Genomic DNA, 23,850 nt, shown 5'->3' with positions numbered 1-23,850 from the left:
CGAAGCGAAGGGGGCTCTTCGCTTCGATCATAACTAAATATTCCCATACTAACAGTTCTACTCATCTTTATTTACACGTTATTTTATGCAAGTAAATGATTTTGGGTATCACCAATTGCCTATTTTTTCATATTTCTTTGCACTTAATTTAATTTTTCTCCTAAAACATTCGCTAAATCTTCCATTTCATGTGTTTTAGTACGAGACATAAGGGCGTCTACTGCATCTTTTGCTTTCACATCATTAAACAGTACATTATATAAAGCATCAGCAATCGGCATTTTTACGTCATATTTTTGAGATAGCTGGTAAGCTGCTTTCGTCGTGCGTACACCTTCTACAACCATTCCCATATTTTCTAATACTTCGTCTAAATTTTTGCCTTTTCCAAGAAGATTACCAGCGCGCCAATTTCGAGAATGAACGCTTGTACACGTTACAATCAAGTCTCCAATCCCGGTTAAACCTGAGAACGTCAGAGGATTGGCACCAAGCACAGTACCTAAACGAGCGATTTCAGCTAAGCCACGAGTCATAAGAGCGGCCTTCGCATTGTCACCATATCCAAGTCCATCCGTGATACCAGCAGCAAGAGCAATAATATTTTTTAACGCTCCCCCAATTTCCACACCAATCACATCAGGATTTGTATAAACACGGAAGTACTGCTGATTATTAAATAAATCCTGCACTTTTTCTGCTGCTTGTATATTTGCTGAAGCTGACGTCACGGTTGTCGGCTGCCTTCTACTTACTTCTTCAGCATGACTCGGACCTGATAAGACAACGATGTCTTTTGTATCAATTTCTTGTTGAATCATTTGAGATATACGTAAAAGAGAATCCGGTTCAATCCCTTTACTTACGTGAACAATTGTAAATAGTTCATCGGTAAGGGATTTTAGCTGCTGCAACACTTCACGAATGGCCTTCGTTGGAACAGCTAAAATAAGGGTTTCAACACCTTCTATTGCCTTTTCTAATGACGTAAAACCTTTAATCTGATGAGGAAGCTCTACACCAGGCAAATATTTTTCATTCTGATGCGTCTCGTTGATTTGATCAATGACTTGTTGTCTATGTCCCCAAATGCGAACATCGTGTCCATTTTCCGCCAATACGAAAGCTAATGCAGTTCCCCAGCTTCCTGCTCCTAGTACAGCTATTCTTTCCACGCCGATCACATCCTCTGTTATTTTCTTGGTCTTGCAATAATTTTAATTGGAGTTCCTTCGAATCCAAAAGCTTCACGAAGCTTATTTTCTAAGAAACGCTTATATGAAAAATGCATTAGCTCAGGATCATTTACAAACACAACAAAAGTTGGCGGCTTGATCGCTACTTGAGTTGTGTAATAGATTTTTAAGCGGTTGCCGTTGTGAGTAGGCGTAGGGTTCATTGCTACTGCATCCATAATCACATCGTTTAAGATGCTTGTTTCTACACGCACCGCATGGCTTTCGCTTGCAAGATCAATCATTGGCAATAGCGTATGCGTACGTTTTTTCGTTTTAGCTGAAAGGAATACAATTGGAGCATATGTTAAGAACTGAAAATGCTCACGTATATTTTCTTCAAATTTTTTCATTGTTTTCTCATCTTTTTCTACTGTATCCCATTTGTTCACAACGATGACAACAGCTTTTCCAGCTTCTTGTGCATAACCAGCAATTTTCTTATCTTGTTCAATAATACCTTCTTCAGCATTTAATACAATTAAGACAACATCTGAGCGTTCAATTGCCTTTAATGCGCGCAGTACGCTGTATTTTTCAGTACTCTCGTACACTTTTCCACGTTTTCTCATTCCAGCTGTATCAATAACAACATATTCTTGATCTTCTTTTGTAAACTTTGTATCAATGGCATCGCGTGTCGTGCCGGCAAGATCACTGACAATAACACGGTCTTCACCTAGAAGAGCATTAACTAATGAAGATTTTCCTACGTTAGGACGACCAATCAATGAAAATTTAATGACTTCTTCTCCGTAATCTTCGTCTTTTTCTTTTGGAAAGTGCTTAGCTGCCTCGTCTAGCAGGTCACCTAAACCTAAACCATGCGTTCCTGAGATTGGGAACGGTTCTCCATATCCTAGTGCGTAGAAATCATAGATTAATTCTCTCATTTCAGGATTATCTACTTTATTAACAGCTAGGACAACGGGCTTTTTGGATTTATATAAAATTTTCGCCACTTCTTCATCAGCTGCAGTAATTCCATCGCGTCCATTCACTAGAAAAATGATTACGTCCGCTTCATCAATTGCAATTTCTGCCTGCTGTTTGATCTGTTCTAAAAATGGCTCATCTCCAATATCAATACCGCCAGTATCAATAATATTAAAGTCCAAATTCAGCCACTCACCTGAACTATAGATACGATCACGAGTTACACCCGGAATATCTTCTACAATAGATACTCGCTCTCCTACAATTCGGTTGAAAATTGTTGATTTTCCTACGTTGGGACGACCAACAATCGCAATAATTGGTTTTGGCATACGATTCTTCCCTTTCCTTGATCTTTTTTATGTATAGGCAACCAGTCTTTAATCGACTAAAGGTATTTATCTACATGTACAAATAAATAAGATCATTCGTTTTTCAAAAATTGAGGCCATGCAGCGTGGCATGACCTCTACTAATCGATCATAAGCGATAAAGCAGGCTTTTTATCAGCTCTATTTTACACCAAGCTGATTAACTGCCTATCCGCTGAATAAGCATTACTCTTTCAATCAAACAATTTTATCAAAAATCACCGGTAACAACAATATAATTTTACGAAATCTCTTCTTCTATTTGTAAGTACTTTGCTTTTGCCTGTGAGACTTCAGCACGTACAAATCTAAATAAGCAGAGAAATAAACCAGCATCTCCCAAATAAACATAGCTCCTACTGCTGTTGCTAAAACGTCGAGCGTCCGAAGAGACCCTACTTCATAAGATGCAATATCTCGAATGACAACTGCGTATAAAAAATCTCCTCCAACTACACCTAAAATGATCGCTGCGAATCTTTTTTCAGCATCTTTAATCACCATAAAGCAAATATATAAGATAAGTCCAGTCAAAATCCACTTACGATCAATAAAAATCCACACAGGATCATAGAGCTCAAGTAAACAAAAACCAGCATAGGCAATTATTATAATGCCGCATACAATAACATAATATAACTGCTGAAACCTGCTGTAGCCTGAAGCATAAATACACGCTACCCCCACTAAAAACAAAGCGGTGTAGCTACATGAAAACTGAGCCGTATGCATGTTCATTCCGCTTAGGAGTATACTGATTAATATAATGGCTGCTACCTTCCAACGCCTAGGTGTTTTGGGCATAAGAAAAGTCGCAACAATCCATCCCATCCACGAAAGCCAATAAAAGAAAATTCCGTCCACTGAATATGGCACCTCCTCTACCTGTCATCAGTATGTATCAATTTTGGCAAACTTAATCGGAGTTTTAGAATAGAACCCCTTATTTTGGACAACCTATCAGAAAAAAGGAGGGAATATAAAATGGGAAAAGATCGTCAAGAGAAAAAATTAAAGGAATCAAAACGAGTTGAATCTGACCGTGATCAAGGACTTCACTATCCGGGAGCCACCAGCTTGCAAAGTCCTGAAGAAGCGCGCGAGTTAAATGATCATAAATAAAAAAATGCGCTGACTAAGTCAGCGCATTTTTTATTTTAAAACTGGATGTGAAACAGGATAGGAACGTTCTTTCTTTCCTGTAAACAAAAAGAGAACTCCTCCCACTAACAATAGTGCTCCTGACAAATAAAATCCAAATTCCATACTTCCAAGTTTATCTGCAAAATATCCGGTAATGTAAGGTGCAAAGATCGATGACAGCATGCCGCTGAAGTTGAAAAAACCGTACACTTTAGAGTACATGGACGATGGAGTAATATCTGCCATATACGAAATCAAAATCGGATCTAATGCTAATTTCCCTATCAGACCGTACACAATTAAGCCGGTTAATAGCCAAGAATAGCTCTCTGTATAGGGAATAAAAAATTGACATAAAGCGCCCGCTACTGACAAACTCACAATTAATGCTTTTTTATTTGCAATTCGATCAGATATATATCCAAAGAAGATTGCTCCTGGAATAGACGCCCACGGTACTAAAGATGCTATGATGCCTGTTTGAGACCCTTCTAAGCCGCGCGAGTGCTGCAAATAATAAGGAAGCCACGTCAGCATCCCAAAAAATCCGTAAAGAGAGCAGAAGATTAAAATGTATACGAAAATATGATTTTTTGTAAATAATACTTTTAGCGACTGCTTTGTTTCTTTATTTGGCGAATTTTTTTCTTGATCCCTTTGCTTATCTTTTACAAAGAAAGCTATTAAAACAGCTATTACTATAGTCGGAATAGCAAATAAGTAAAAAGTAAACTGCCAGTCTTTTTCTAACGTATATGTAATGTATGTAGAACCGATAAAACCAAGCGATATACCAAAAGCCATTCCACTATTGATGAGCGCCGACACTAGACCTCGGTATCGTTCAGACGTGATGCTTGAAGAAATTCCGTATTGTGAACCATAATACGTTCCTTCTCCAAGTCCTGTCAGCGCCCGCATGAGTAAGAACATACCGAAAGTAGTTGTAAGTCCTGTAAAAAATGTGGCAACTCCAAACAAGATGTATCCAGCTACTAAGATCTTAACGCGACCAAATCGATCTGCCAAAAAACCCGTTGGAATTTGCATAGCTGCATACGCTGCAAAAAATACCGTAGACATTAGCCCAAGTTCAGCTTTATTAAGGTCCCACTGCGCACCGATATCTCCCATAACTGGAGATAAAATATTACGATCTGCATACATGAAAACCCAGCCTAAAAAGAAAAGAAAAATTGTAAATATAGGATGTCCCTTTTTCATTACGCCACCTCTTTTTTTCTGATTTTTCTGTTTATTTAACTTATTATAAGTGGCTAACGTTTGGGATTTCATGCTTTTTGTCACTTCTTCTGCCAACATTTTTTGTTTTTTTAATGAGAACGCGATCATTCATCTTCTAAAGAAATAAAAAAGCATGCAGTTAACTGCATGCTTTTTTATCATCTGTTATTAAATGTATCTATGGAAACATTTCGCTGAGTCAGCCAGCTATGGGTGTCCCCTGTAATAACTAGAGGCATTTGCTGAAGTTTAGCAATAGAAGTTGCTCCTAGCGCAGCCATGATAAACGTTAACTCCTCATGCAGCTCGGCTATCTCTTCTACGACTGCCTCTAAACCAGACTTCATTAAAATGGATAGAAAATATCCTGCCATTCCCGTTGCAGAAGCTCCTAACGCAATAGACTTAGCAATATCCATAGAGGTTTGAATACCTCCTGAACCAATAATGGACATACCTTCTACGTGCTGAGATACTTCCGCTAAAGAAGCTGCTGTGGAAATTCCCCAATCATTAAAGAAGTGAAAATGTTTTGCTCGTCTTTCATTTTCGATTTTCGAAAAATTGGTACCGCCGTACCCACCAATATCAACGATTTCAACACCAACATCTTTAAGTTTTTGCACTGCTTGAGCGCTCATCCCAAAACCTACTTCTTTGACAATTACAGGAACGGTTACTTCCCCGACAATGCGTTCAATACGACGTAATGCATTGGTAAAATCACGATCTCCCTCTGGCATAACCAGTTCTTGTATAACATTTAAATGAATTTGAAGTCCATTTGCTTCAAGCATATCAACCGCTTTTTTAGCTTGTTCCACTGTAGCTTCACTGCCTAGGTTGGCAAAAATAATTCCGTTAGGGTTTTCTTGACGCACTACTCTGTATGATTGTTCTTCCTTTTCATCTTTAATCGCAGCCATCTGCGATCCAACGGCCATTGCTAATTCACCATGATGAGCAATTTGAGCAAACGAACGGTTAATCCGTTCCGTTTCTTGTCCGCCTCCACCCGTCATAGCATTTATAAAAATTGGCGAACTTAACAAAAGTTCGCCAATTTTTGTATCAATATGAACATCGTGCACGCCTGTATTTGGTAAGCTATTATGAACGAAGCGAATATCATCTAGCCCGTGCAGCCTATGCTGTCCCGTTTGAATCGCATGATGAATGTGATCAATTTTACGTTTTGCTCTGCTCACAAATCATCACCATTACTTATCTTAATTTTTTTAATTGATCCCCAATCATATCACCTAATTGGAAACCTTTGGACTCTTCTTGTAATTCATAGTCACCATAATCTTCTTGCTCTTCTTCCTCAAGATCACGAATGCTTAACGAAACGCGTCGTTCTTGTTCATTCACATCAAGTACTTTTACCGTCACTTTTTCACCTTCAGAAAGTACTTCATGCGGTGTCCCGATATGCTTATGGGAAATTTGAGAAATGTGTACAAGCCCTTCTACTCCAGGTAGAACTTCCACAAAAGCTCCAAAAGATACAAGTCTTCTAACGGTTCCATCTACTACATCACCTTGGCGAAGCTTCGTAGAAATGTTGGACCATGGACCTTCTAACGTATCTTTAATAGATAATGAAACACGCCCCGTTGATTTGTCAACAGATAATACTTTGACTTTCACAGTATCTCCCTCAGCTACTACGTCTGAAGGTTTTTCTACACGCGTATGTGAAAGCTGAGAAATGTGCACTAACCCATCTACTCCGCCTACATCTACAAACGCTCCAAAGTCTGTTAAGCGCTGAACGGTTCCTTCTAAAACCTGACCTTCTTTTAATGACTCAAGAACATTTTCTTTTTGTTGTACAAGCTCTTCTTCTACAACTGCACGATGCGAAAGGATCACGCGATTTTTTTCTTTATCTAATTCCACTACTTTGACTGTAAGAGTTTGATCTTGATACTCTGCAAAATCATCAACGAAATGAGTTTCAACAAGAGAAGCTGGAATGAACCCTCTTACACCAATATCTACTACTAATCCGCCTTTGACAATTTCTTTGACTACCGCTTCAAACACTTCACCTGAAGAAAGTTTTGCTTCTAAACCATCCCATGCTTTTTCAGCATCTACAGCCCGTTTAGATAGCACAAGCAAATCGTCTTCCACTTTAATTACTTTCGCTTCGACTTCGGCACCTTCTTGGATTACATCGCCTGCTTTTTCAATATGTAAGCTCGCTAATTCACTAATTGGAATAATACCGTCTAGTTTGCTGTTAGGTACATCTACATACACTTGCTTTTCTTCTACTTTTGTAATAGTACCTTTTACTGTTTCCCCTACTTCTAATGACGTTACCTCTACTTGATTCATATCTTCTGTCATCGTCTTTTCCTCCTCCAATATCCATCTACAATATGTATTCCCTTGTAAGAGTTCTTCACTCTTTTAGCTCATCATTATTGTATATAGCTCTGTATAGAAAAAACTCTCTTTGTTACTAACTTCTAATAAATAGAATCTTTTGTCAAGTCATAAGGTTACAAACTATTGATATTTTTCAATTAATTCACCAATGCTTTTCATAATAACTTCGGTTACTTCCTCGGCTGATGCCTTTCGTTCACGAAGTTCATCCATCTGAATTGGCGGTCCATACACTACTTTTAACCTTGCAAAACGCTTATATGGACCAATAACAGCACAAGGAACAACAGCTGCTTTTGAACGCAAAGCAAAAAAGCCTACTCCAGCCATTCCTTTTCCTAATTTTCCATCTTTACTTCTTGTTCCTTCTGGAAATAATCCAAGCACTTTTCCTTCTTTTAAAATCTTTAACCCTTGGCGCAAAGCTTCACGATCTGCCATCCCGCGCTTTACGGGGAATGTTTCTAACTTTGGCAGAACCGTCTTCAGAAAAGGTGCTTTAAACAGCTCTGCTTTTGCCATAAACGAGATAGGCCTTGGACATGTCACACCTACAGTAGGCGGATCTAAGTTGTCAATATGATTTGAACAAAGCAAAACTCCGCCTTCTGAAGGGATATTTTCTGCACCGATTACTTCATAACGATAAACTGGTGTTAAAATGCCTTTTACAATGGCACGTGCAAACATATAAAAGCTCAAAATCATCCAATCCTTTCTTTTGTAATAGAAAGTATTTTTTCTACAACTCCTTCAATCGATAGGGAAGTTGTATCGATTTCAATTGCATCTTCAGCTTTTTTAAGAGGTGCTACTTCGCGCTCAGAATCCAGCTTGTCTCTGCGGGCAATTTCTTCTTTTAAACGTTCTAAATTTGATTCAAAACCTTTTTTTATGTTTTCGTCATGGCGTCGCTGTGCTCTTTCATCCACAGACGCTAATAAAAAGATTTTAACTTCTGCGTGAGGAAGCACGTGTGTACCGATATCACGTCCATCCATTACAACGCCTCCATCTTTAGCAAGGCCCTGCTGTCTCGCTACCATCTCTTCACGAACTGCACGATGTTTCGCTACGATGGATACAGAGTTAGTTACTTCTGCGGAACGAATTTCACTTGTAACATTCTGTCCATTTAAGATGACTACCTGTCCAGATTCAGACGGCTTTAAATCGATTACTGTTTCGTTAAGTAAATGCAATAGCTCTTCTTCATTTTGTAAATCTACCTGGTTTTTCTGCGCTTGATACGTTAGAGCACGATACATCGCTCCTGTATCAACATAAATATATGATAAGGTTTCTGCTATAATCTTTGCCACTGTACTTTTCCCAGCAGCTGCAGGACCGTCAATTGCGATTGAAATTTGTTTTTCCATAAGTGCCTCCCTTAATTTCAAAACAGGAACAAACCACTTTCATCTTTTATACAATGAGCCATTTTATATGAAACGTTTATAAACGAAAAAAAGAGCAGGGGGTCTTCTCCTGCCTGGTGTTCACTGCATGTTTCTTTCCTAGTTATTCTACCATACGTCCGACTACTGGTCGAATGTTTCAATAATTTTATTAAAATTATTTTTGCTCACTCCCTCATACTGAATAACCTTTGAGAAATATGTACTGTGACTGCTAGATAGTAAAATACATTGAGCAATTATTAAAAATACAAATTGAATAACCACTAATTTAATTAAAATTCGTTCTACTCGATTCACCTTTTTTCTCCTTTTGTAAGAAGTAATACCTTTGCTTACAGTTTAGGAAAGAGAAGTTTTTTTTATACGCTAAAGAAGTCCTTTTCTTCTTAGGTCGAGCTGACGCTTTAAGGTATAACGAATCATCATTTCTTTCGTTTGTTTTTCCATACCCATAAATTTAATAGATAGCTGACCTACTTTACAAGAAGTCGGGGCGGTAATTCGTACAACTTCCCCTTTTAATTCAAGATGCAGTAAAGCTCCCTCACGATTAGGAAGACTTAATCGTACAACAACCGAATCTTTCTCATTAAAAAGCAGCGAGTGATGGAAGGAGCCGGCTATTCCACCTGCACTGATGTTTTTAGTCATGATTTCCATTACGTTCTGCTGTTCTTGTTCACTTTCTACCACCGCCTTCACTGTAAGCGGCACACGGAAAAAATTTCTTCTTTGGATCGATTTTAACTTTTTATCGCCCGGGTAAAAGAGCTTCACAACAGGCATGCCTTTTATTTCACGCCCTGTTACTTCAGTTGGAAAGGTATATACATTTTGATCGTATCCAATAAACGTGGCAAACAATTTTGTACCTTTTAGTAAAAAAGCACTTCGCTGCGTTTCTTCATTTAACGGATAGCTAATATAAATCACTTCTTCCGTAAACTCAACTACCTTACATCGATATGTTTTTTGTAATGTAGACTCTCTGTGCCCGCTCTCTAACGTCAACCTCATTCCCGCTTTTATCATCTTCTCTCTCCTTCAGTTCCACTATATACACTTTTTCCCTTTATTCAAACATAGTCAAATATGTTTATTTTGTAAATAAAAATTAGTTATTTAGACTCAATAAAATATTAAAAAACACAAAAACCGGTGTCTATAGACACCGGTTTTTATCAACTTTACACTTCATTATATAAAGGTTCTGAGTTTTGCAGTTTTTCGACTTTTTCTTCAAAACCCGTATCGGCATTGATAAAGATTCGATACGTGTCATTTTTTATTGTCCCTAAAAACTCATAGCATAGCACTTCTTCGTTTAAATCATTCGTAATAATTGCCAAGCGGTCTTCCATCACTTTTACGTTCGAGTTCAGCTTGGTTTTTGCCTGTTCTTTCGAAATTTTAGGTTTTGGAATATCTCTCGTACGATGTTTTAATAAGAAATCTTTAGCTGAGAAACCAATCACAGATCCATCTTCTAAAGACATTTTCATTTTAACTGAATCCGGATAAATCCGAACTCCGCTTTCCGTTTGCTCTACGAATGTAAAGACTCCCATGTTATCGTATTGAGCACTTTCAGCCATCACTAGGCTTTCAAAACGATGATCTTTTAAAAACTTATTCGCTTTGTTCATAGCATCGTTTAAACTAATATTTTGTTTTTTAATATCTCGATCTTCGAGCACCCAAAGCGGATATCCGCCTTTTTGTGTAATATCCATATACGTCTCTTGTTTAGTCTTTGGATCTGTAATGGTTAAGCTGTACGCCTCATAATCAGCGTCTTTTCCGCTCTTTACAATATGAATTTGTTCATTTCCTTTTAAATTCAAAAACGAACGCGCCACTTGTTTTGCAACATCTTCACTAACTTCTCTACCTTTTAATTGGTGAAAAGCGTTTTTTTCCTGCTCATTCGTTGCATTCATAACGCCTAAATCTGTTTCGGCAAAAGAATCCATACTTTTTTCAACGGTTTTTAATCCGTCAATAATCGTATTGTCCCCTTGCTTTTCTTTTGTCGCTAAGGCTAGCTCAACATCCATCCAGCGCAAGTTATTATCAATGACTAGATGCTGTACTTGGCGCATTTCATTTTGAATTTCGCCTGACTGATCATAAAGCGAATTTAACGTTTTATACTCTTTATCTGTTAAGGGGGATTTGCTTAAATCCCTTACCGCCACTTTATACGTAAAGTCACCAACATCTGAAAGAAACTCTTCTGTTTTATTGAACGGTAAAAGCGATAAAGGCAGCTGTCCTACATTGTTATGAGCTTCAGAAGTTAAACGCCATACTTCTGCAAGCGCGGGCGAAAGCTGATCTCTCGAACTCATGGCGAGCGTGCCACCGATTTTATCATTTAATAAATCTAGCTGATATGACAAATCATGAAATGCTCGTTGATACGTATTCTCGGCTTGAAGCAGCACAGCATCTTTTTCTTGATGTTCGCTGTACCCCCAATACCCTACACCTACAACACCAATAGCTAATAATACAATTAAAATTGTGCGAATCATGTTTCCTTCACCTCTCTTTATCGACAGAAAATGTGTTTCCCGATTTGCTTAATTTGAGGACGTGACCAAATCCATGCGCTTGTTGCTGTATCCGGATTAAAGTAATAAATCGCATTCCCAGTAGGATCCCATCCGTTAATCGCATCCATAACCGCTTTTTTAGATGTTGGATTGGGTTCAAGCCAGATTTGTCCATCTGCTACGGCAGTAAATGCACGCGGTTCAAAAATAACTCCAGCGACTGTATTTGGAAATGACGGACTGTTAACTCGGTTCAAAATAACGGCCGCTACGGCTACTTGGCCATTATATGGTTCACCCCGTGCTTCACCATGCACGGCATTTGCCATGAGCTGAATATCATTTTGTGAAAAGCCGCTTGGTACATTCACCGCTGTTGGCTTTTGTGCTTTTTCTTTCTGTTGTTCAGAATTTCCTTTAGACGTATTACGCTGCGGCTGACTGGCAGGTTTTTTTGCTTGAGAAGATCCGCTTTGTGCTTTTTGCTGACCATTGTTCCCCCTGCTTTTCCCACTGCTACCGCTTCCTTTAGACTGTTGATCAAGAGGCTGACCGCCATAGTGCGTAAACTTATTCCCTTTTCTAATTTGATTTTTCACATAGTTTTCGTGATATTTTGTTGCGTTGGCTAATTTAATCTTTGTTTGCCAGCCTGCTAAACCGTCAATCTTTTTAATGCCAAATTCATATTGAAAATTGCGCAGTGCCCAGTATGTGCTCCATCCAAATACACCGTCAATTTTCCCGTTATAATAACCTAAATACTGAAGTCTCGACTGCAGCTCAATAACATCATCTCCAACTGCTCCGTGTTGAATGACTTGATTTGAAAACGCGTGAGCGGCCTTTGGACTCACCACGGACGCTGCAATAAATGAACATATGCATATGAGACATGCATACTTTTTAAAACATCGAAATGATAACATGACAAAACCTCCTACATCGTATGTAACTGATAAGATGATAGGAGTATTTTTTGTAAAGGTTGTTTTTTTATACAAGATGCGCAAAATTTACCGAAATGAAAAAAACTCAGCTCATAAATCTCTCAAAAAAGATTTACAAGCTGAGCCTAGACAATCGATGGCTGTTTGGCCTTTTTTACTTTTCTTAATGCCAGCCACCATAAATAAATCATAAATGGAATAATAATAAATACCCAATGATCCATTGTTTTTAAAATATAATCATATGTTCCATGTAAAATGAGCGGCACAAATACGGAGTACAGCGTCCACTTCGTTTTTTCCTTTCCTTCAGAAAACTTTGCTTTCCCTAAATAATACCCCATAATGACGCCGAATAAAGCATGACTAGATACAGGTAAAAAGGCTCTTCCTAGCGCTGATTCTAAACCATTTGCAAATAAATATAAAATATTTTCAACGGTAGCAAAACCTAATGAAACAGCTGCTCCGTAAACAATTCCATCATAATGCTCATCAAATTCCACATGCTGATAAATCGTGAAATATAAAATGAACCATTTGAAAAATTCTTCTAAAAAGCTTGTCGTAAAAAATGCTTCAAGAAAAGGTGATTGAAAAACGTGTTCTTCACCAAATACATATTGAATAAACATAATTGGCAAAACAAGCATTGCTCCAAAAATAAATGTTTTTAATACCATTGAAATAGGCTCAGTTTCATATTCATCTTTCAAATAAAAAAAACTTAACAATGCCAATCCTGGCGCAATGCCTGCAGATACAATCGCCAACATAAATAGCGCCTCATCTCCTCTATTTTTTTTAATAGTAACATGTTATCTTTAGGATGAAAATCTCCATCTATAATGTCCTTATCTTTATATGTAAATGCTCACATAACTTGCTGTCGATTTACAAAGCCTAACAAAGACCTTAAACAAGTATACCAAAAAATGTATCATACTTATATGAAAAATTGAAAGGAGCTCTCTATGAAAACTGTTTATATTCTTCACACCGGCGGCACAATCTCTATGAAAGAAGACATGGCAACTGGATCGGTAACACCAGATATTCAAAATCCGCTTCACCGCTCCACATCATCTGTTTCAGGTATGGCCAATGTAATCGTAGAAGAAGCATTTCATCTGCCTTCTCCTCACATTACTCCTAAGGAAATGCTTATACTTTCAAAGAAAATACGCAATAAAATTAATGAAGGCAAAATTGATGCAGTCGTGTTAACTCACGGTACGGACACGCTGGAAGAAACCGCTTATTTTTTAGATTTAACAGTGCATACAGATATTCCAATTGTCTTAACTGGAGCCATGAGATCAAGCAATGAAATTGGTTCAGACGGTCCTTATAATTTTATATCTGCGGTTCGGGTGGCTATTAGTGACGGTGCAAAAGGAAAAGGTGTCTTAGTTGTGATGAACGATGAAATTCATACCGCTGAAAATGTGACCAAAACCCACACAAGCAACGTGGCGACATTTCAAAGTCCTCAGTACGGGCCAATAGGATTAATTACAAAACGCGGCGTATCTTTTCACCACATGCCTACAGAACATGAATTTTATCCTGTTAATCAAATAGATAAACAAATCACTTTATTAAAAGCTTATGCAGGAATGGACGACCACTTGTTTCAAGCAGTGGCTTCAATGAATGTTGATGGACTTGTAATTGAAGCCCTCGGTCAAGGAAATCTACCTCCTCTCACAATTCCAGGCATTCAATTGCTTTTGAAGCGAAAGATACCCATCGTGCTCGTTTCTCGCTGTTTTAATGGAATTGCTCAAGATGTATATGGATATAAAGGCGGTGGCAAGCAGTTGAAAGAGATGGGCGTTATTTTTTCAAATGGCTTAAATGGTCCTAAAGCACGCATTAAACTGTTAGTTGCTCTCCAAGTAACAACGAATCATGATGAGCTGCAGCAGCTATTTAATCATTAATAAAACAACGCATAGAAGCCTATGCGTTGTTTTTATTGATAATATGATAAGCAATGGATTTTCCATGAAAACGTCCATTTTCGATAAAAATCTCATTAGCATTGTTTCCTGCAGCAATCACACCAGCGATATAGATTCCTTCCACGTTTGTTTCCATCGTCTCTTCGTTGAAAGAAGGGCGGCCTGTTTCAGCATCTAATTCCACACCCATTTTTGTTAAGAACGAATGATCAGGATGATAGCCAGTCATCGCAAAAACGAAGTCGTTACGAATCGTAGATTCTTTCCCTTCCTGCTCATATGTTACCGTTTCATCCGTTATTTTCGTTACATGAGCATTAAAATGCATCCCAATTGTTCCATTTCGAACCAGTGCCTCAAATTCAGGCAATATCCAAGGTTTTACGCTAGGGGAGTAATCTGAGCCACGATAAATAACCGTCACCCTTGCATCACACTTCACCAATTCCAGAGCTGCATCGACGCTAGAGTTTTTTCCGCCTATAACGACTACATCTTTATCAAAGTACGGATGCGCTTCTTTGAAATAATGAAATACCTTTGATAACTCTTCACCAGGAACATTCATATAATTAGGATGATCGTAATAGCCCGTAGCTATAATGACATTCTCCGCTTCATACGTCTCTTTAGATGTTGTGACAATAAATTGGTTTTCCGCTTGTTTGTCTACTTGCAAGACACGTTCAAACGGCTGAATTCGAATTTGCCTGCGCTTCACCACTTCTCGGTAGTAAGCAAGAGCTTGGTTGCGCACAGGCTTACGATTTTCCGTAATAAAAGGGACATCCCCAATTTCTAGTTTTTCACTCGAACTAAAAAACGTTTGGTGGGTCGGATAGTTATAAATGGCATTCACGATATTTCCTTTTTCAATTACAAGGGCATCAATACCTGTATGTTGAAGCTCAATAGCCGCTGAAAGGCCGCATGGTCCTCCCCCAACAATAATTACTTTTTCTTTCTTCATGCCTGTCACTCCTTCAGTTGTAAACGCACCTTTTTTTATTTTAACGCAGTGTAAAACAAAAAAATCTCCTCATTAATGATAGGAGATTTTTTCTATTTACGCAATTGTTCTGCTGTTCTGTTTTTAAATCCAGCCTCTGAAACGAGAGCCTTCTGCCATTTTTCTTACGCCTATCATATAAGCAGCTAGACGCATGTCGACTTTTCGAGTTGTAGAGGTTTCGTAGATGTTATTAAATGATTTAACCATTACTTTTTCAAGCTTTTCTTCTACTTCTTCTTCCGTCCAATAATAACCTTGGTTATTTTGCACCCATTCAAAATAAGAGACTGTTACACCGCCGGCACTGGCCAAAACGTCTGGAACTAATAAAATTCCTCTCTCTGACAAGATGCGCGTTGCTTCAAGAGTTGTTGGTCCATTTGCTGCTTCTACTACAATACTCGCTTGAATGTTATGGGCATTTTCTTCTGTAATTTGATTTTCAATCGCAGCTGGAACTAGGATGTCACAGTCAAGTTCAAGCAGCTCTTTATTGCTGATTGTATTATTGAATAATTTCGTTACTGTACCAAAGCTATCGCGTCGATCTAATAAATAATCAATGTCTAAACCGTTAGGATCATGCAGCGCTCCGTACGCATCGGATATCCCTACAATTTTAGCGCCAGCGTCGTGCATAAACTTAGCTAAAAAGCTTCCTGCATTTCCAAACCCTTGTACTACTACCCGTGCACCTTGTAATTCAATGCCTCGTTTTTTCGCTGCTTCACGAATACAAATAGTTACTCCTTTTGCAGTCGCTGTTTCACGGCCGTGTGAACCACCTAAGACAAGGGGCTTTCCAGTAATAAAGCCCGGTGAGTTAAATTCATCAATCCGGCTGTATTCATCCATCATCCAAGCCATAATTTGTGAATTTGTAAACACATCCGGCGCTGGAATATCCTTTGTTGGTCCAACAATTTGGCTAATCGCACGAACATATCCGCGGCTTAAACGCTCTAATTCTCCAAAAGACATATTTCGAGGATCACAAACAATTCCACCTTTTCCTCCACCGTAAGGAAGGTCAACGATTCCACATTTTAAACTCATCCATATAGATAGAGCTTTTACTTCTTTTTCAGTTACGTTTGGGTGAAAACGAATTCCGCCTTTCGTAGGACCAACTGCATCGTTATGCTGCGCTCGGTGACCTGTAAAAATCTTAACTGATCCGTCATCCATACGAACAGGAATTTTTACTGTCATCATTCGTAATGGCTCTTTTAATAGTTCATACACTTCATCAGGATAGCCTAGTTTTTCTAACGCTTTATGTATCACTGTTTGTGTAGATTTTAAAACATCATGCTTCTCTTCTTGACTATTTTTACTGTCTTGCATCTTGTCGGCTACCATCTGTAAACCTCCTAAAATGTATCGAAAATTATTCGTTTTTAATTGAATGGTGCTTCTTTCATGACATAGTATACACCCTTAGTTTTACATTGCAAAGGAAAATATCGAACTTTTAGTATTTTTTGTGTTCTTCTAAGAAAACGCTTCCAATAACTTTGCAAGGTATGCTACAATGTTTTAAGTCTGCCTCTTTTCTAGTATGCTTTAATCGTTTTAAAAAAATAAAAAACACCCGGTGATAAAGAACACTTTCAACAACTTTGTACAAGCTGAAAGTGCAGCCACTCTTATTTTAATAAAAGTGCTTTATCCTTCACGGGTGTAATTATTTCAATTAAACAGTTAAGAAAAGACAGAATTAATATACTCCAAAGCTCTCTTTTCTACTAACATTTTTCCATATTCATTTACGCGGTGCTTTGTAATTGTAGAGGGATTTCCATACTCCGCCAAAACCGCAATCATATTCCCAACTTCAGCCGGTGACAGCATGTGATAATCCAACAGCACGTAAAAACGTTTTTCAAATGAATAGAGCACGCTATCCGTATCGTAAAAGTTTGACATGCGTTTGGTCAGCTGAATGACATCTTCAAATGAATCAAACTCAAAAAACATGTCTTCGCTTTCATCTAGCATGACCTGCATTTCAATGAAGTCTTCGAACTCGTCTTCATCGAACTCACCGTAGCTGGTTTCTTCTTCATACTGCTTTGTCACAAATACAACCATTCCCTGTGCTTGAAGTGAAAAAACTTCTACAGAAAGAGAATTTGTAGGTTCAAAGTTCAGTTCTTGAGAAGCTTGCTCTATCATCTCACGAAAAAGCTGTTTTACTTTGAATGTATCTGTCCATAGATCTTCTTTTGTTAACCCTCTTTCTTTTAAATCATCGTAGGTCAAAAAAACTTTTAGCTTATTATAGTTTAGTCGTTCAAGCCTCATTAGCGTCCCTCCCCGCTTGCACTCATAACCACATGGTTCGATAATGCAGTATATGTATTTTTTGGAAAACGGTTCGTGATGTTTACTTACGAGTTTACAGGTTTATGATAGGAAAGACAAGCTATTCTCAATCAATTTCTGCTAATTTTTTTGTTAGCCAGCTGTTCCACTCTTCTTTTGTATTTCCTAAAATAAACGGCTGAGCCTCGCCTTTTCTTTTGCTATCTAAACCATCAAACACATAACCGCCTAATCCTACTTTGAGATGCGGGAATTTCTTTATCATTTGGTTCGTCAAATTTAGTGTTTTCTCGGCATTTTCCATCATTGTACATGACATAAATAAAAACGTTGGGTCTACTTCTTTAACAATTAACTCAACATCTTTATCTTCAATGCTGCTTCCTAAATAAATAACCTCAAACCCTTTACGGCGTAAAAATAGCGTAAAAACTAGGAGTCCCACTTCATGTGTCTCATTAGGTCCGCATACAGCAATCGCTTTAGGCAATAAGCCATTTGAAGGCAGCGAATAAAAAATCATGCTGATACGCGTTTTTAATACTTGAGTCGTATAATGCTCATGAGCACTTGTGATTTGCCCTTTTTCCCACATGTCTCCAACCGTCACGAGTAGAGAACCCAAAATATCAATAACCACTTTTTCTACCGAATACAGGCTAAAAGCATGATTAATTAAATCCTGTGCTTTTCCTTCTTCAAAAGATAAAAGCATCGTTAACAGCTCATCCCTAATTTTTTGAGGGGAATCTACTTCTCCTTCTTCTTCAAACGTTCCTACTGTACTGCTTTCCGTTTCTAATAGCGAAACCGCTTGACTGATGGTAAAACCTCCGCTCACTTTTTCCGTGAGCCATTTTAATTTCCGCAAGTCTTCTTCTGTATATAACCGATGCCCGGATTCATTGCGGACAGGATTTAAAATTTGATAGCGTCGTTCCCATGCACGCAAAGTTCCCGGCTGGATTCCGACCATATTTGAGATGGCTTTAATATTATACTTCCCTTCGTGAGCCATACGTAACCTCCAACTACTCTTCGTGAACTGTATCTATTAATTGAATTATAGGATAAGTTATCCTTTGTGTAAAATTTGTATATGCTATGTAAAGAGTTTGTTCAAGGCTATTCTTTCCTTTTTAAAGTGATATAATGCGTTTGAGCTCTAGCTTGTAAACGGAGAGGCAAAGAGGTTGTACCATATCCGTTACTGACAAAAAGAGGAATCTTTCTTTTTTCTTTCAGTCCTCCTAATTCATACATACCCAAATTAAATAAGCGTATCTGTCCCCCGTGTGTATGCCCGCTCAAAATTAAATCTACTTTTGATTCCTCATCTACATAATAGATAACATCAGGATTATGGCTTAGAAGAATGGTAAGCTGCTCAGGTTCAATGGAAGAAACAGCTCTCTTTAGATTCATCTGACCTTCTGATAAATCATCTACCCCCGCAAAGTGGCATGTAGTACCATCTTTAGAAACGGCAAAGACATGCTCATTTTTAAGGGCAATAACTCCTTCATCTCTAAGCATCTGCTTCAATTGCATTTGACTTACTTCGTAATCATTATTTCCCCACACAAAATAGACGGGTCCTAGCGTTTTAAGATGTTGAATATTTTGACGAGCCCGCAATAAAGGGACTCCTCCTTCTAGTAAATCACCGCCTATGATCACAAAATCTACTTCGCCCGGTATTTTTTCCAACAGCTTCGACGAAACTGTTCGCTTATGTATATCTGATATAAAAAACAGGCGCAAAGGCTGCTGATTTTCAGGAAATCTTGATAAATGAATCGTTCTTTCTTCCACATGTGTACGATGGGCTTCTGAAAACATAAAAATCAGCAAGCCTATGCCTAACGCTAAAACCATTAAAAGAATAACCATATATTCTCCTTCTTTTCATTTTATACCCGATGTGTTTCTCTTAAAGAAGAAAGGGCATAAATTATCGCAATTGTTAACAAACCTACTACTTGATAAAGCGCAATTGCACTTAACCATAAAATTCCTATCACACATAGACATGAAACAAGGTATTCATGCCATTTTACCTTATAGCCTTTTAGAAGCAACCGACTTTGCAGAAACACTTTACGGACTGCCGTCGACAGACAAAAAAGAGCCGTGAAAAACAAGATTATAACACTAAACACATCTAACGGATGTAAAATCATTTGAATAAGTAAATAGGTTAACGAAGCTTTTGAGCCTACAGCCGTTAAACTGCTGATATAATAACTGCATAACCACGCAGCCAGCAAGTTAAACCAATCCCTCACAAAAAAACCCCCTTCACTAAACTTCTATGTAAAAAGAGGCTTTTTCATGCGATTCTATTTGTTTTCATGATATAAATTAATTCCATAGGTTGACTGCATCCAGCGGAACGTTTCTTTTCGGTGCTCCCATGTTTCAGGCGTCGCCCATAGCTCTTTGCTTCTTTTAATAATCTCACAGCGCAAATCTTGGAAAGTCTTTTCTGCTTTCTCGCTTTTTTTCTGCAGCTGTACAGTATAAAAGTAAAGTGAGACGGTAAGCAATAGAAACATCAAATGTCCCATGTTGCCTAACAAAAATGAAAAAAACTCGCTAAACGTCGTAAAAAAATCGCCTTGAAATAGGAAAAAAAAGTAGCTAATAACAGCCGTTACACTGGCTAAAAACAAAAGCTTCCATTTTTTCTCTTTAGCTTTCAGCTTATTGACTGTCTCTTTTCTTTTAATAACGCTCGCTAATATATATTGAAGTGTTTCATCGCTTTCAAAGTCTATCACTTTGTTTTCCATCATTCCACCCCCTCGTATGCTAGTACAACATATGAGGGAACATAAAAGATTATGTGGATAGCACTGAAAATAATGCCTGTTTCCTTAACTTTACTGAATTAGTTCTTCTGGCTGTGCAGATTCCCCTTTTGATTTTCGTATCTGCAGGCCCAATAAAAAATCAATGAGAAAATGAGCAAAAATCGTGACATACAAATTTTCAGTCCACCAAAAAAGCAACCCTATTAAAAAGCTTAAAAACACAACCGAAATAAAAAGAAACCACTTTTTTAAATATCGAATGTGAACGAGTGCAAATACAATACTCGCCCAAAAGAGGCCAAACTGAACTTGTATAACCCCTCGAAATAATATTTCTTCTGAACATGCAACGATTAGGCAAATAAGGATCAGATGAGGAACAGAACGATTAGCAAATAAACGTTCATTGATCCCTCCGTCATCGTATAAATGCTCAGGTACGCATTTCATTAGAAGTATATCTCCTCCTACTACCAAGAGAGCTGTTCCTCCCCCGTACAATAAAATAGAAGACCAATCCAGCTGAAAAAACTGCAAAAAGGAATTCCATGAATCGAATGTGAAAAAACCGATGCCTAAAGCAATGAAGCAGATGAGCAGCTGTGTTACATATAAATTTTTAACTAGCTCTGCATCTGTCATGGATGAAATAAGCTCTTGCTGTGATTTTGCCATTATATCTCTCCTTGACGAAGCAAACGAGCTAATTCTAATTCCCAGCCTTGAAATGTCCATTGCTCCTGCTCACCATTTGTTTCTTTATAGTTTTCTAAATCCAGGCCGCAGCAATCGCAACAGTTCTCAAGCTCTGATTTTCCCGTTTCATCGAAATAGCCAAGCAGCACGTGACGACGGCATTCTTTTGTCTCAATAAACCCCTTCATCGCACGATACTTGTCATGTTTGTTTCGAAGACGTTTATTTACAGCTGCAACAATCGTTTCATGCAGCGATTCAGGAATTTTCCAGGGTTCAACATGTTCATTTTTCACTACATTTTCTCTGTACAAATAATAACGAATAAATCGCCAATGTGTTTCTTGAACACCCACTGTATAAAGAAAGTGAGACTCTACTTGTTTTAAAGGAATGGCCTGATCATGGTTTCGTAAATACGACAAGCAGTATAAGATGCTATCTGAAGAAGGAAGCTCAATTTCAAGTAAAGAATGAGCAAAATCATCGTCTCCTTCAGCATAAAGCAAGATCGCAATACTGTTTCGCTGATCGCGTCCACTTCTTCCAATTTCCTGTACATATGCTTCTAGCTGCGTAGGTGTATGAAAATGAATAACAAACCGAACATTCGATTTGTTAACCCCCATTCCAAATGCACTTGTGCAGCAAATGATATCAAGCTGATTTTCTAAAAATTGCTGTTGAACAAGCATTCTTTCATTCGGTTCCATTCCTCCGTGGTAATACTGCACTCGCTGTATCCCATTTTCCTTTAGAAGCTGTGTTAATGCTTCTGTCCAAGATCGGCTGGAACAATAGATAATTCCCGGACCTTGCAGTTCACTAACGTACATCAGTAACTTCTCTTTTTTTTCTTCAATACTTGCAACAAAATCAACTTTCATCGCAATATTACTTCGATTCATGGAATAGATGTGCTCGTTGACAGCAGGAAGCGATAAGTAGCGCTTAATATCTTCCACTACTTCCCTAGTCGCAGTTCCCGTTAGTGCCAGACATAGCGGACTGCCAAGTTCCTTCCATATATCTCCTAGCTGTAGATAATCTAAACGAAAATCATGTCCCCACTGAGAAATACAGTGCGCCTCGTCCACAACGAAAAGCCCTACCTTTGCCTGCTTTAATGCTTCTACTACAAAACCATTTTGCAAAATTTCAGGAGATGCATAAATAAAACGATAAAAAGCTAAATTTTTTAGCGCTCGTTGTTTTTCTTCTTGTTGTAGGAAACTATTTAAGGCAATAACTCTCTTTTCTCCGCTTGCCTTTAGTTGTTGAACTTGATCTTCCATCAGTGAAATTAAAGGAGATACAATCAGCACCGGTCGGTTCAACAGATAAGCTGGGAGCTGATAGCACAATGATTTCCCTGTTCCTGTAGGAAGAACCGCTAACACATTATGACCTGTTAAAATATCTTGAATAATCTCTTTTTGTCCTAGTCGAAATTGGCTATAGCCGAATTGTTTCTGTAGAAGTTGTTCTATCTTCACATCAAACACCACTTTTTTTAGTATCAGGTAAAATGTTTTGCTAATACGAGACGAATCTGAAAATAGGTAACGTCGTCTTTTACTTCTTCTTTTATCACCTTTAATTTATTTGTCCGCAAACCTTCAAAGGCTGCGATAATTTTTTCCTGCTGCTTAGGAGATACGTATGCATCGATTGAAAAAGATGGAACAAATAGAGCTAATTCTGCAATATGATCTTCAATGGTACTTTCTTTTAAACGCCTTATATAAGCAATTTCTTCAAGTGTCTTGCCTTTTTGAAGCCAGCTATACGTTTTTAACGTCGAGCTTGTCAAAGGCAATTCTAAATATAGATCACGTAAAAAAGAAGAAAGTACATGAAAGCGTTCATTATTTTTACTCACTTTTTCAATGATATGGTGAATAACCCCTAACAGTTGAATATGAACATAATGCTCATCGAGTTCATATTGATATGCTAACTGATTTTTTGTAAAGCCTACTCTTTGGTATCCAGTCAGCTGCAAAACAAAAAGAGACGCGTCCCGTTCCGTACAACCTTTCAAGCACGTTCGGAGCTCTTCGAATAGCTCGGCGGCTAACTCTTGACGCGTTTGCTTTTGAGACATAATATACGTTTTGACCCATTGAATGACCTCAGGATTTTTGGAAATGGGTAAAAACCCTTTTTGAAAATACTGTAGGTTTGATAAGGTCTGAATGAACAAAGTGATTCTTGCTAAAAATAATTGAGTACTGCTTGCGAATTTCCATCCGTCTAAAGCTGGATGAAAGGGCCGAGCCTTCAGTTCATCTTCAAGGCGTGCTTGTCCCTTATCTGTCATCACATACTTTTGATTTTCAGTTTCTTCAATATACTGCTGTTCTTTTAAATATGCAACGCAGGTTTCAAAAGACCGTTTATCTAAGTAAACAAATGACTGAAAAAGAAACGAAATTCCAAAAATTTTTCCGTCTTGAATCGTTTGAGCTGACTTTTTACCTGTTAATAAATGATAAATACCATAGGCGGTTCGCTCACCTTTTAACTGTTTTATACAAAATAAAATGCTAACTTGAATATAATTCAAAGGTGTCAACTTCCTTTCTCATTCATTGTACCAAAAGTGACCAATAGCATGTGAGATAAAGGCTTTTCAGCTCTTTCCTTTATGTATCAAAACGTTTGGGTAAGTGAAGAAACCTTGATTTGATAAGCATTCTCAGTGACTTTTCTATTGAAAAGTTTTATAAATCATTTTACAATGAATAAGGAGAAATTTCACTCTTG

25 protein-coding genes are annotated in these 23,850 nt (G+C 38.0%); 2 read left to right on the top strand and 23 right to left on the bottom strand.

What is annotated here, in order from left to right; genetic code table 11:
* Positions 1 to 143 precede the first annotated feature (143 nt).
* From ACFX4E_RS02820 to ACFX4E_RS02810, 3 genes are all read right to left on the bottom strand, one after another.
* Positions 144 to 1,175: an NAD(P)H-dependent glycerol-3-phosphate dehydrogenase gene (locus ACFX4E_RS02820; protein WP_028410736.1), complete on the bottom strand. Its 1,032-nt coding sequence runs from the start codon at positions 1,173 to 1,175 to the stop codon at positions 144 to 146.
* Between the two features lie 17 nt (positions 1,176 to 1,192).
* Positions 1,193 to 2,503, bottom strand: a complete 1,311-nt coding sequence (der, locus tag ACFX4E_RS02815) for a ribosome biogenesis GTPase Der (RefSeq protein WP_014458340.1) — start codon at positions 2,501 to 2,503, stop codon at positions 1,193 to 1,195.
* 297 nt (positions 2,504 to 2,800) lie between these two features.
* Complete coding sequence (locus ACFX4E_RS02810; protein WP_028410735.1) at positions 2,801 to 3,406, bottom strand: YphA family membrane protein; 606 nt, start codon at positions 3,404 to 3,406, stop codon at positions 2,801 to 2,803.
* 120 nt (positions 3,407 to 3,526) lie between these two features.
* Here ACFX4E_RS02810 and ACFX4E_RS02805 point away from each other — a divergent pair, with 120 nt between their 5' ends.
* Complete coding sequence (locus tag ACFX4E_RS02805) at positions 3,527 to 3,664, top strand: YpzI family protein (RefSeq protein WP_016765475.1); 138 nt, start codon at positions 3,527 to 3,529, stop codon at positions 3,662 to 3,664.
* Positions 3,665 to 3,694: 30 nt separating this feature from the next.
* Here ACFX4E_RS02805 and ACFX4E_RS02800 read toward each other — a convergent pair whose 3' ends face one another.
* The 10 genes from ACFX4E_RS02800 to prsW all read right to left on the bottom strand — a co-directional run bounded on the left by ACFX4E_RS02800 (position 3,695) and on the right by prsW (position 13,038).
* Positions 3,695 to 4,909 (bottom strand): MFS transporter, encoded by a 1,215-nt coding sequence (locus ACFX4E_RS02800; protein ID WP_098249260.1) that lies wholly within the window; start codon positions 4,907 to 4,909, stop codon positions 3,695 to 3,697.
* Between the two features lie 179 nt (positions 4,910 to 5,088).
* Positions 5,089 to 6,138 carry a type 2 isopentenyl-diphosphate Delta-isomerase gene (gene fni, locus ACFX4E_RS02795; RefSeq protein ID WP_377237907.1) on the bottom strand — a complete coding sequence of 350 codons (1,050 nt, stop codon included), beginning with the start codon at positions 6,136 to 6,138 and terminating at the stop codon, positions 5,089 to 5,091.
* A gap of 16 nt (positions 6,139 to 6,154) precedes the next feature.
* Complete coding sequence (gene rpsA / locus ACFX4E_RS02790) at positions 6,155 to 7,291, bottom strand: 30S ribosomal protein S1 (protein ID WP_153255014.1); 1,137 nt, start codon at positions 7,289 to 7,291, stop codon at positions 6,155 to 6,157.
* A 162-nt stretch (positions 7,292 to 7,453) separates the two neighbouring features.
* The gene (locus tag ACFX4E_RS02785; RefSeq protein WP_034276893.1) at positions 7,454 to 8,041 is read right to left on the bottom strand and encodes a lysophospholipid acyltransferase family protein; all 588 of its coding nucleotides are present in this window, start codon (positions 8,039 to 8,041) and stop codon (positions 7,454 to 7,456) included.
* Positions 8,038 to 8,712, bottom strand: a complete 675-nt coding sequence (cmk, locus tag ACFX4E_RS02780; RefSeq protein ID WP_013059029.1) for a (d)CMP kinase — start codon at positions 8,710 to 8,712, stop codon at positions 8,038 to 8,040. Before cmk ends, ACFX4E_RS02785 begins: the two co-directional genes overlap by 4 nt.
* A gap of 162 nt (positions 8,713 to 8,874) precedes the next feature.
* Entirely contained in the window at positions 8,875 to 9,051 is a 177-nt protein-coding gene (locus tag ACFX4E_RS02775) for a YpfB family protein (protein ID WP_161968321.1), read from the bottom strand.
* A 69-nt stretch (positions 9,052 to 9,120) separates the two neighbouring features.
* Positions 9,121 to 9,786, bottom strand: coding sequence for a flagellar brake protein (locus tag ACFX4E_RS02770; RefSeq protein WP_060747017.1), 666 nt, complete (start codon positions 9,784 to 9,786; stop codon positions 9,121 to 9,123).
* 155 nt (positions 9,787 to 9,941) lie between these two features.
* Positions 9,942 to 11,291, bottom strand: a complete 1,350-nt coding sequence (ypeB, locus tag ACFX4E_RS02765) for a germination protein YpeB (RefSeq protein ID WP_028410729.1) — start codon at positions 11,289 to 11,291, stop codon at positions 9,942 to 9,944.
* 17 nt (positions 11,292 to 11,308) lie between these two features.
* A complete protein-coding gene (gene sleB / locus ACFX4E_RS02760) occupies positions 11,309 to 12,241 on the bottom strand; it encodes a spore cortex-lytic enzyme (RefSeq protein ID WP_043976367.1) in 933 nt (310 codons plus the stop codon).
* 146 nt (positions 12,242 to 12,387) lie between these two features.
* Entirely contained in the window at positions 12,388 to 13,038 is a 651-nt protein-coding gene (prsW, locus tag ACFX4E_RS02755; RefSeq protein ID WP_034649053.1) for a glutamic-type intramembrane protease PrsW, read from the bottom strand.
* 198 nt (positions 13,039 to 13,236) lie between these two features.
* Between prsW and ACFX4E_RS02750 the strand changes: the two genes are divergently transcribed.
* Complete coding sequence (locus ACFX4E_RS02750; RefSeq protein ID WP_377237908.1) at positions 13,237 to 14,208, top strand: asparaginase; 972 nt, start codon at positions 13,237 to 13,239, stop codon at positions 14,206 to 14,208.
* A 19-nt stretch (positions 14,209 to 14,227) separates the two neighbouring features.
* On the opposite strand, the gene ACFX4E_RS02745 is transcribed toward ACFX4E_RS02750, so the two are convergent.
* The 10 genes from ACFX4E_RS02745 to ACFX4E_RS02700 all read right to left on the bottom strand — a co-directional run bounded on the left by ACFX4E_RS02745 (position 14,228) and on the right by ACFX4E_RS02700 (position 23,650).
* A complete protein-coding gene (locus tag ACFX4E_RS02745) occupies positions 14,228 to 15,199 on the bottom strand; it encodes a YpdA family putative bacillithiol disulfide reductase (protein WP_377237909.1) in 972 nt (323 codons plus the stop codon).
* Positions 15,200 to 15,322: 123 nt separating this feature from the next.
* Entirely contained in the window at positions 15,323 to 16,588 is a 1,266-nt protein-coding gene (locus tag ACFX4E_RS02740) for a Glu/Leu/Phe/Val family dehydrogenase (RefSeq protein WP_370506064.1), read from the bottom strand.
* A 357-nt stretch (positions 16,589 to 16,945) separates the two neighbouring features.
* On the bottom strand, positions 16,946 to 17,548 hold the full coding sequence (locus ACFX4E_RS02735) for a genetic competence negative regulator (protein ID WP_013084906.1): 603 nt from the start codon (positions 17,546 to 17,548) through the stop codon (positions 16,946 to 16,948).
* A gap of 127 nt (positions 17,549 to 17,675) precedes the next feature.
* The gene (locus ACFX4E_RS02730) at positions 17,676 to 18,587 is read right to left on the bottom strand and encodes a MerR family transcriptional regulator (protein WP_060747016.1); all 912 of its coding nucleotides are present in this window, start codon (positions 18,585 to 18,587) and stop codon (positions 17,676 to 17,678) included.
* Between the two features lie 107 nt (positions 18,588 to 18,694).
* Positions 18,695 to 19,462 carry a metallophosphoesterase gene (locus ACFX4E_RS02725; RefSeq protein WP_060747015.1) on the bottom strand — a complete coding sequence of 256 codons (768 nt, stop codon included), beginning with the start codon at positions 19,460 to 19,462 and terminating at the stop codon, positions 18,695 to 18,697.
* A gap of 20 nt (positions 19,463 to 19,482) precedes the next feature.
* Positions 19,483 to 19,857 (bottom strand): hypothetical protein, encoded by a 375-nt coding sequence (locus ACFX4E_RS02720; RefSeq protein ID WP_060747014.1) that lies wholly within the window; start codon positions 19,855 to 19,857, stop codon positions 19,483 to 19,485.
* A 54-nt stretch (positions 19,858 to 19,911) separates the two neighbouring features.
* On the bottom strand, positions 19,912 to 20,364 hold the full coding sequence (locus ACFX4E_RS02715; protein WP_255293575.1) for a DUF2663 family protein: 453 nt from the start codon (positions 20,362 to 20,364) through the stop codon (positions 19,912 to 19,914).
* A gap of 90 nt (positions 20,365 to 20,454) precedes the next feature.
* Positions 20,455 to 21,060, bottom strand: a complete 606-nt coding sequence (locus ACFX4E_RS02710) for a CPBP family intramembrane glutamic endopeptidase (protein WP_060747012.1) — start codon at positions 21,058 to 21,060, stop codon at positions 20,455 to 20,457.
* Entirely contained in the window at positions 21,060 to 22,577 is a 1,518-nt protein-coding gene (locus ACFX4E_RS02705) for a RecQ family ATP-dependent DNA helicase (protein ID WP_028410720.1), read from the bottom strand. The genes ACFX4E_RS02710 and ACFX4E_RS02705 overlap by 1 nt, the downstream gene beginning before the upstream one ends.
* A 23-nt stretch (positions 22,578 to 22,600) precedes the next feature.
* On the bottom strand, positions 22,601 to 23,650 hold the full coding sequence (locus ACFX4E_RS02700; protein ID WP_377237910.1) for a YpbB family protein: 1,050 nt from the start codon (positions 23,648 to 23,650) through the stop codon (positions 22,601 to 22,603).
* Positions 23,651 to 23,850 lie beyond the last annotated feature (200 nt).

The organism is Priestia sp. YIM B13491 (assembly GCF_042787605.1).
Lineage (GTDB): Bacteria > Bacillota > Bacilli > Bacillales > Bacillaceae_H > Priestia > Priestia megaterium_E.
This window is presented reverse-complemented; position numbering and strand designations above follow the sequence as displayed.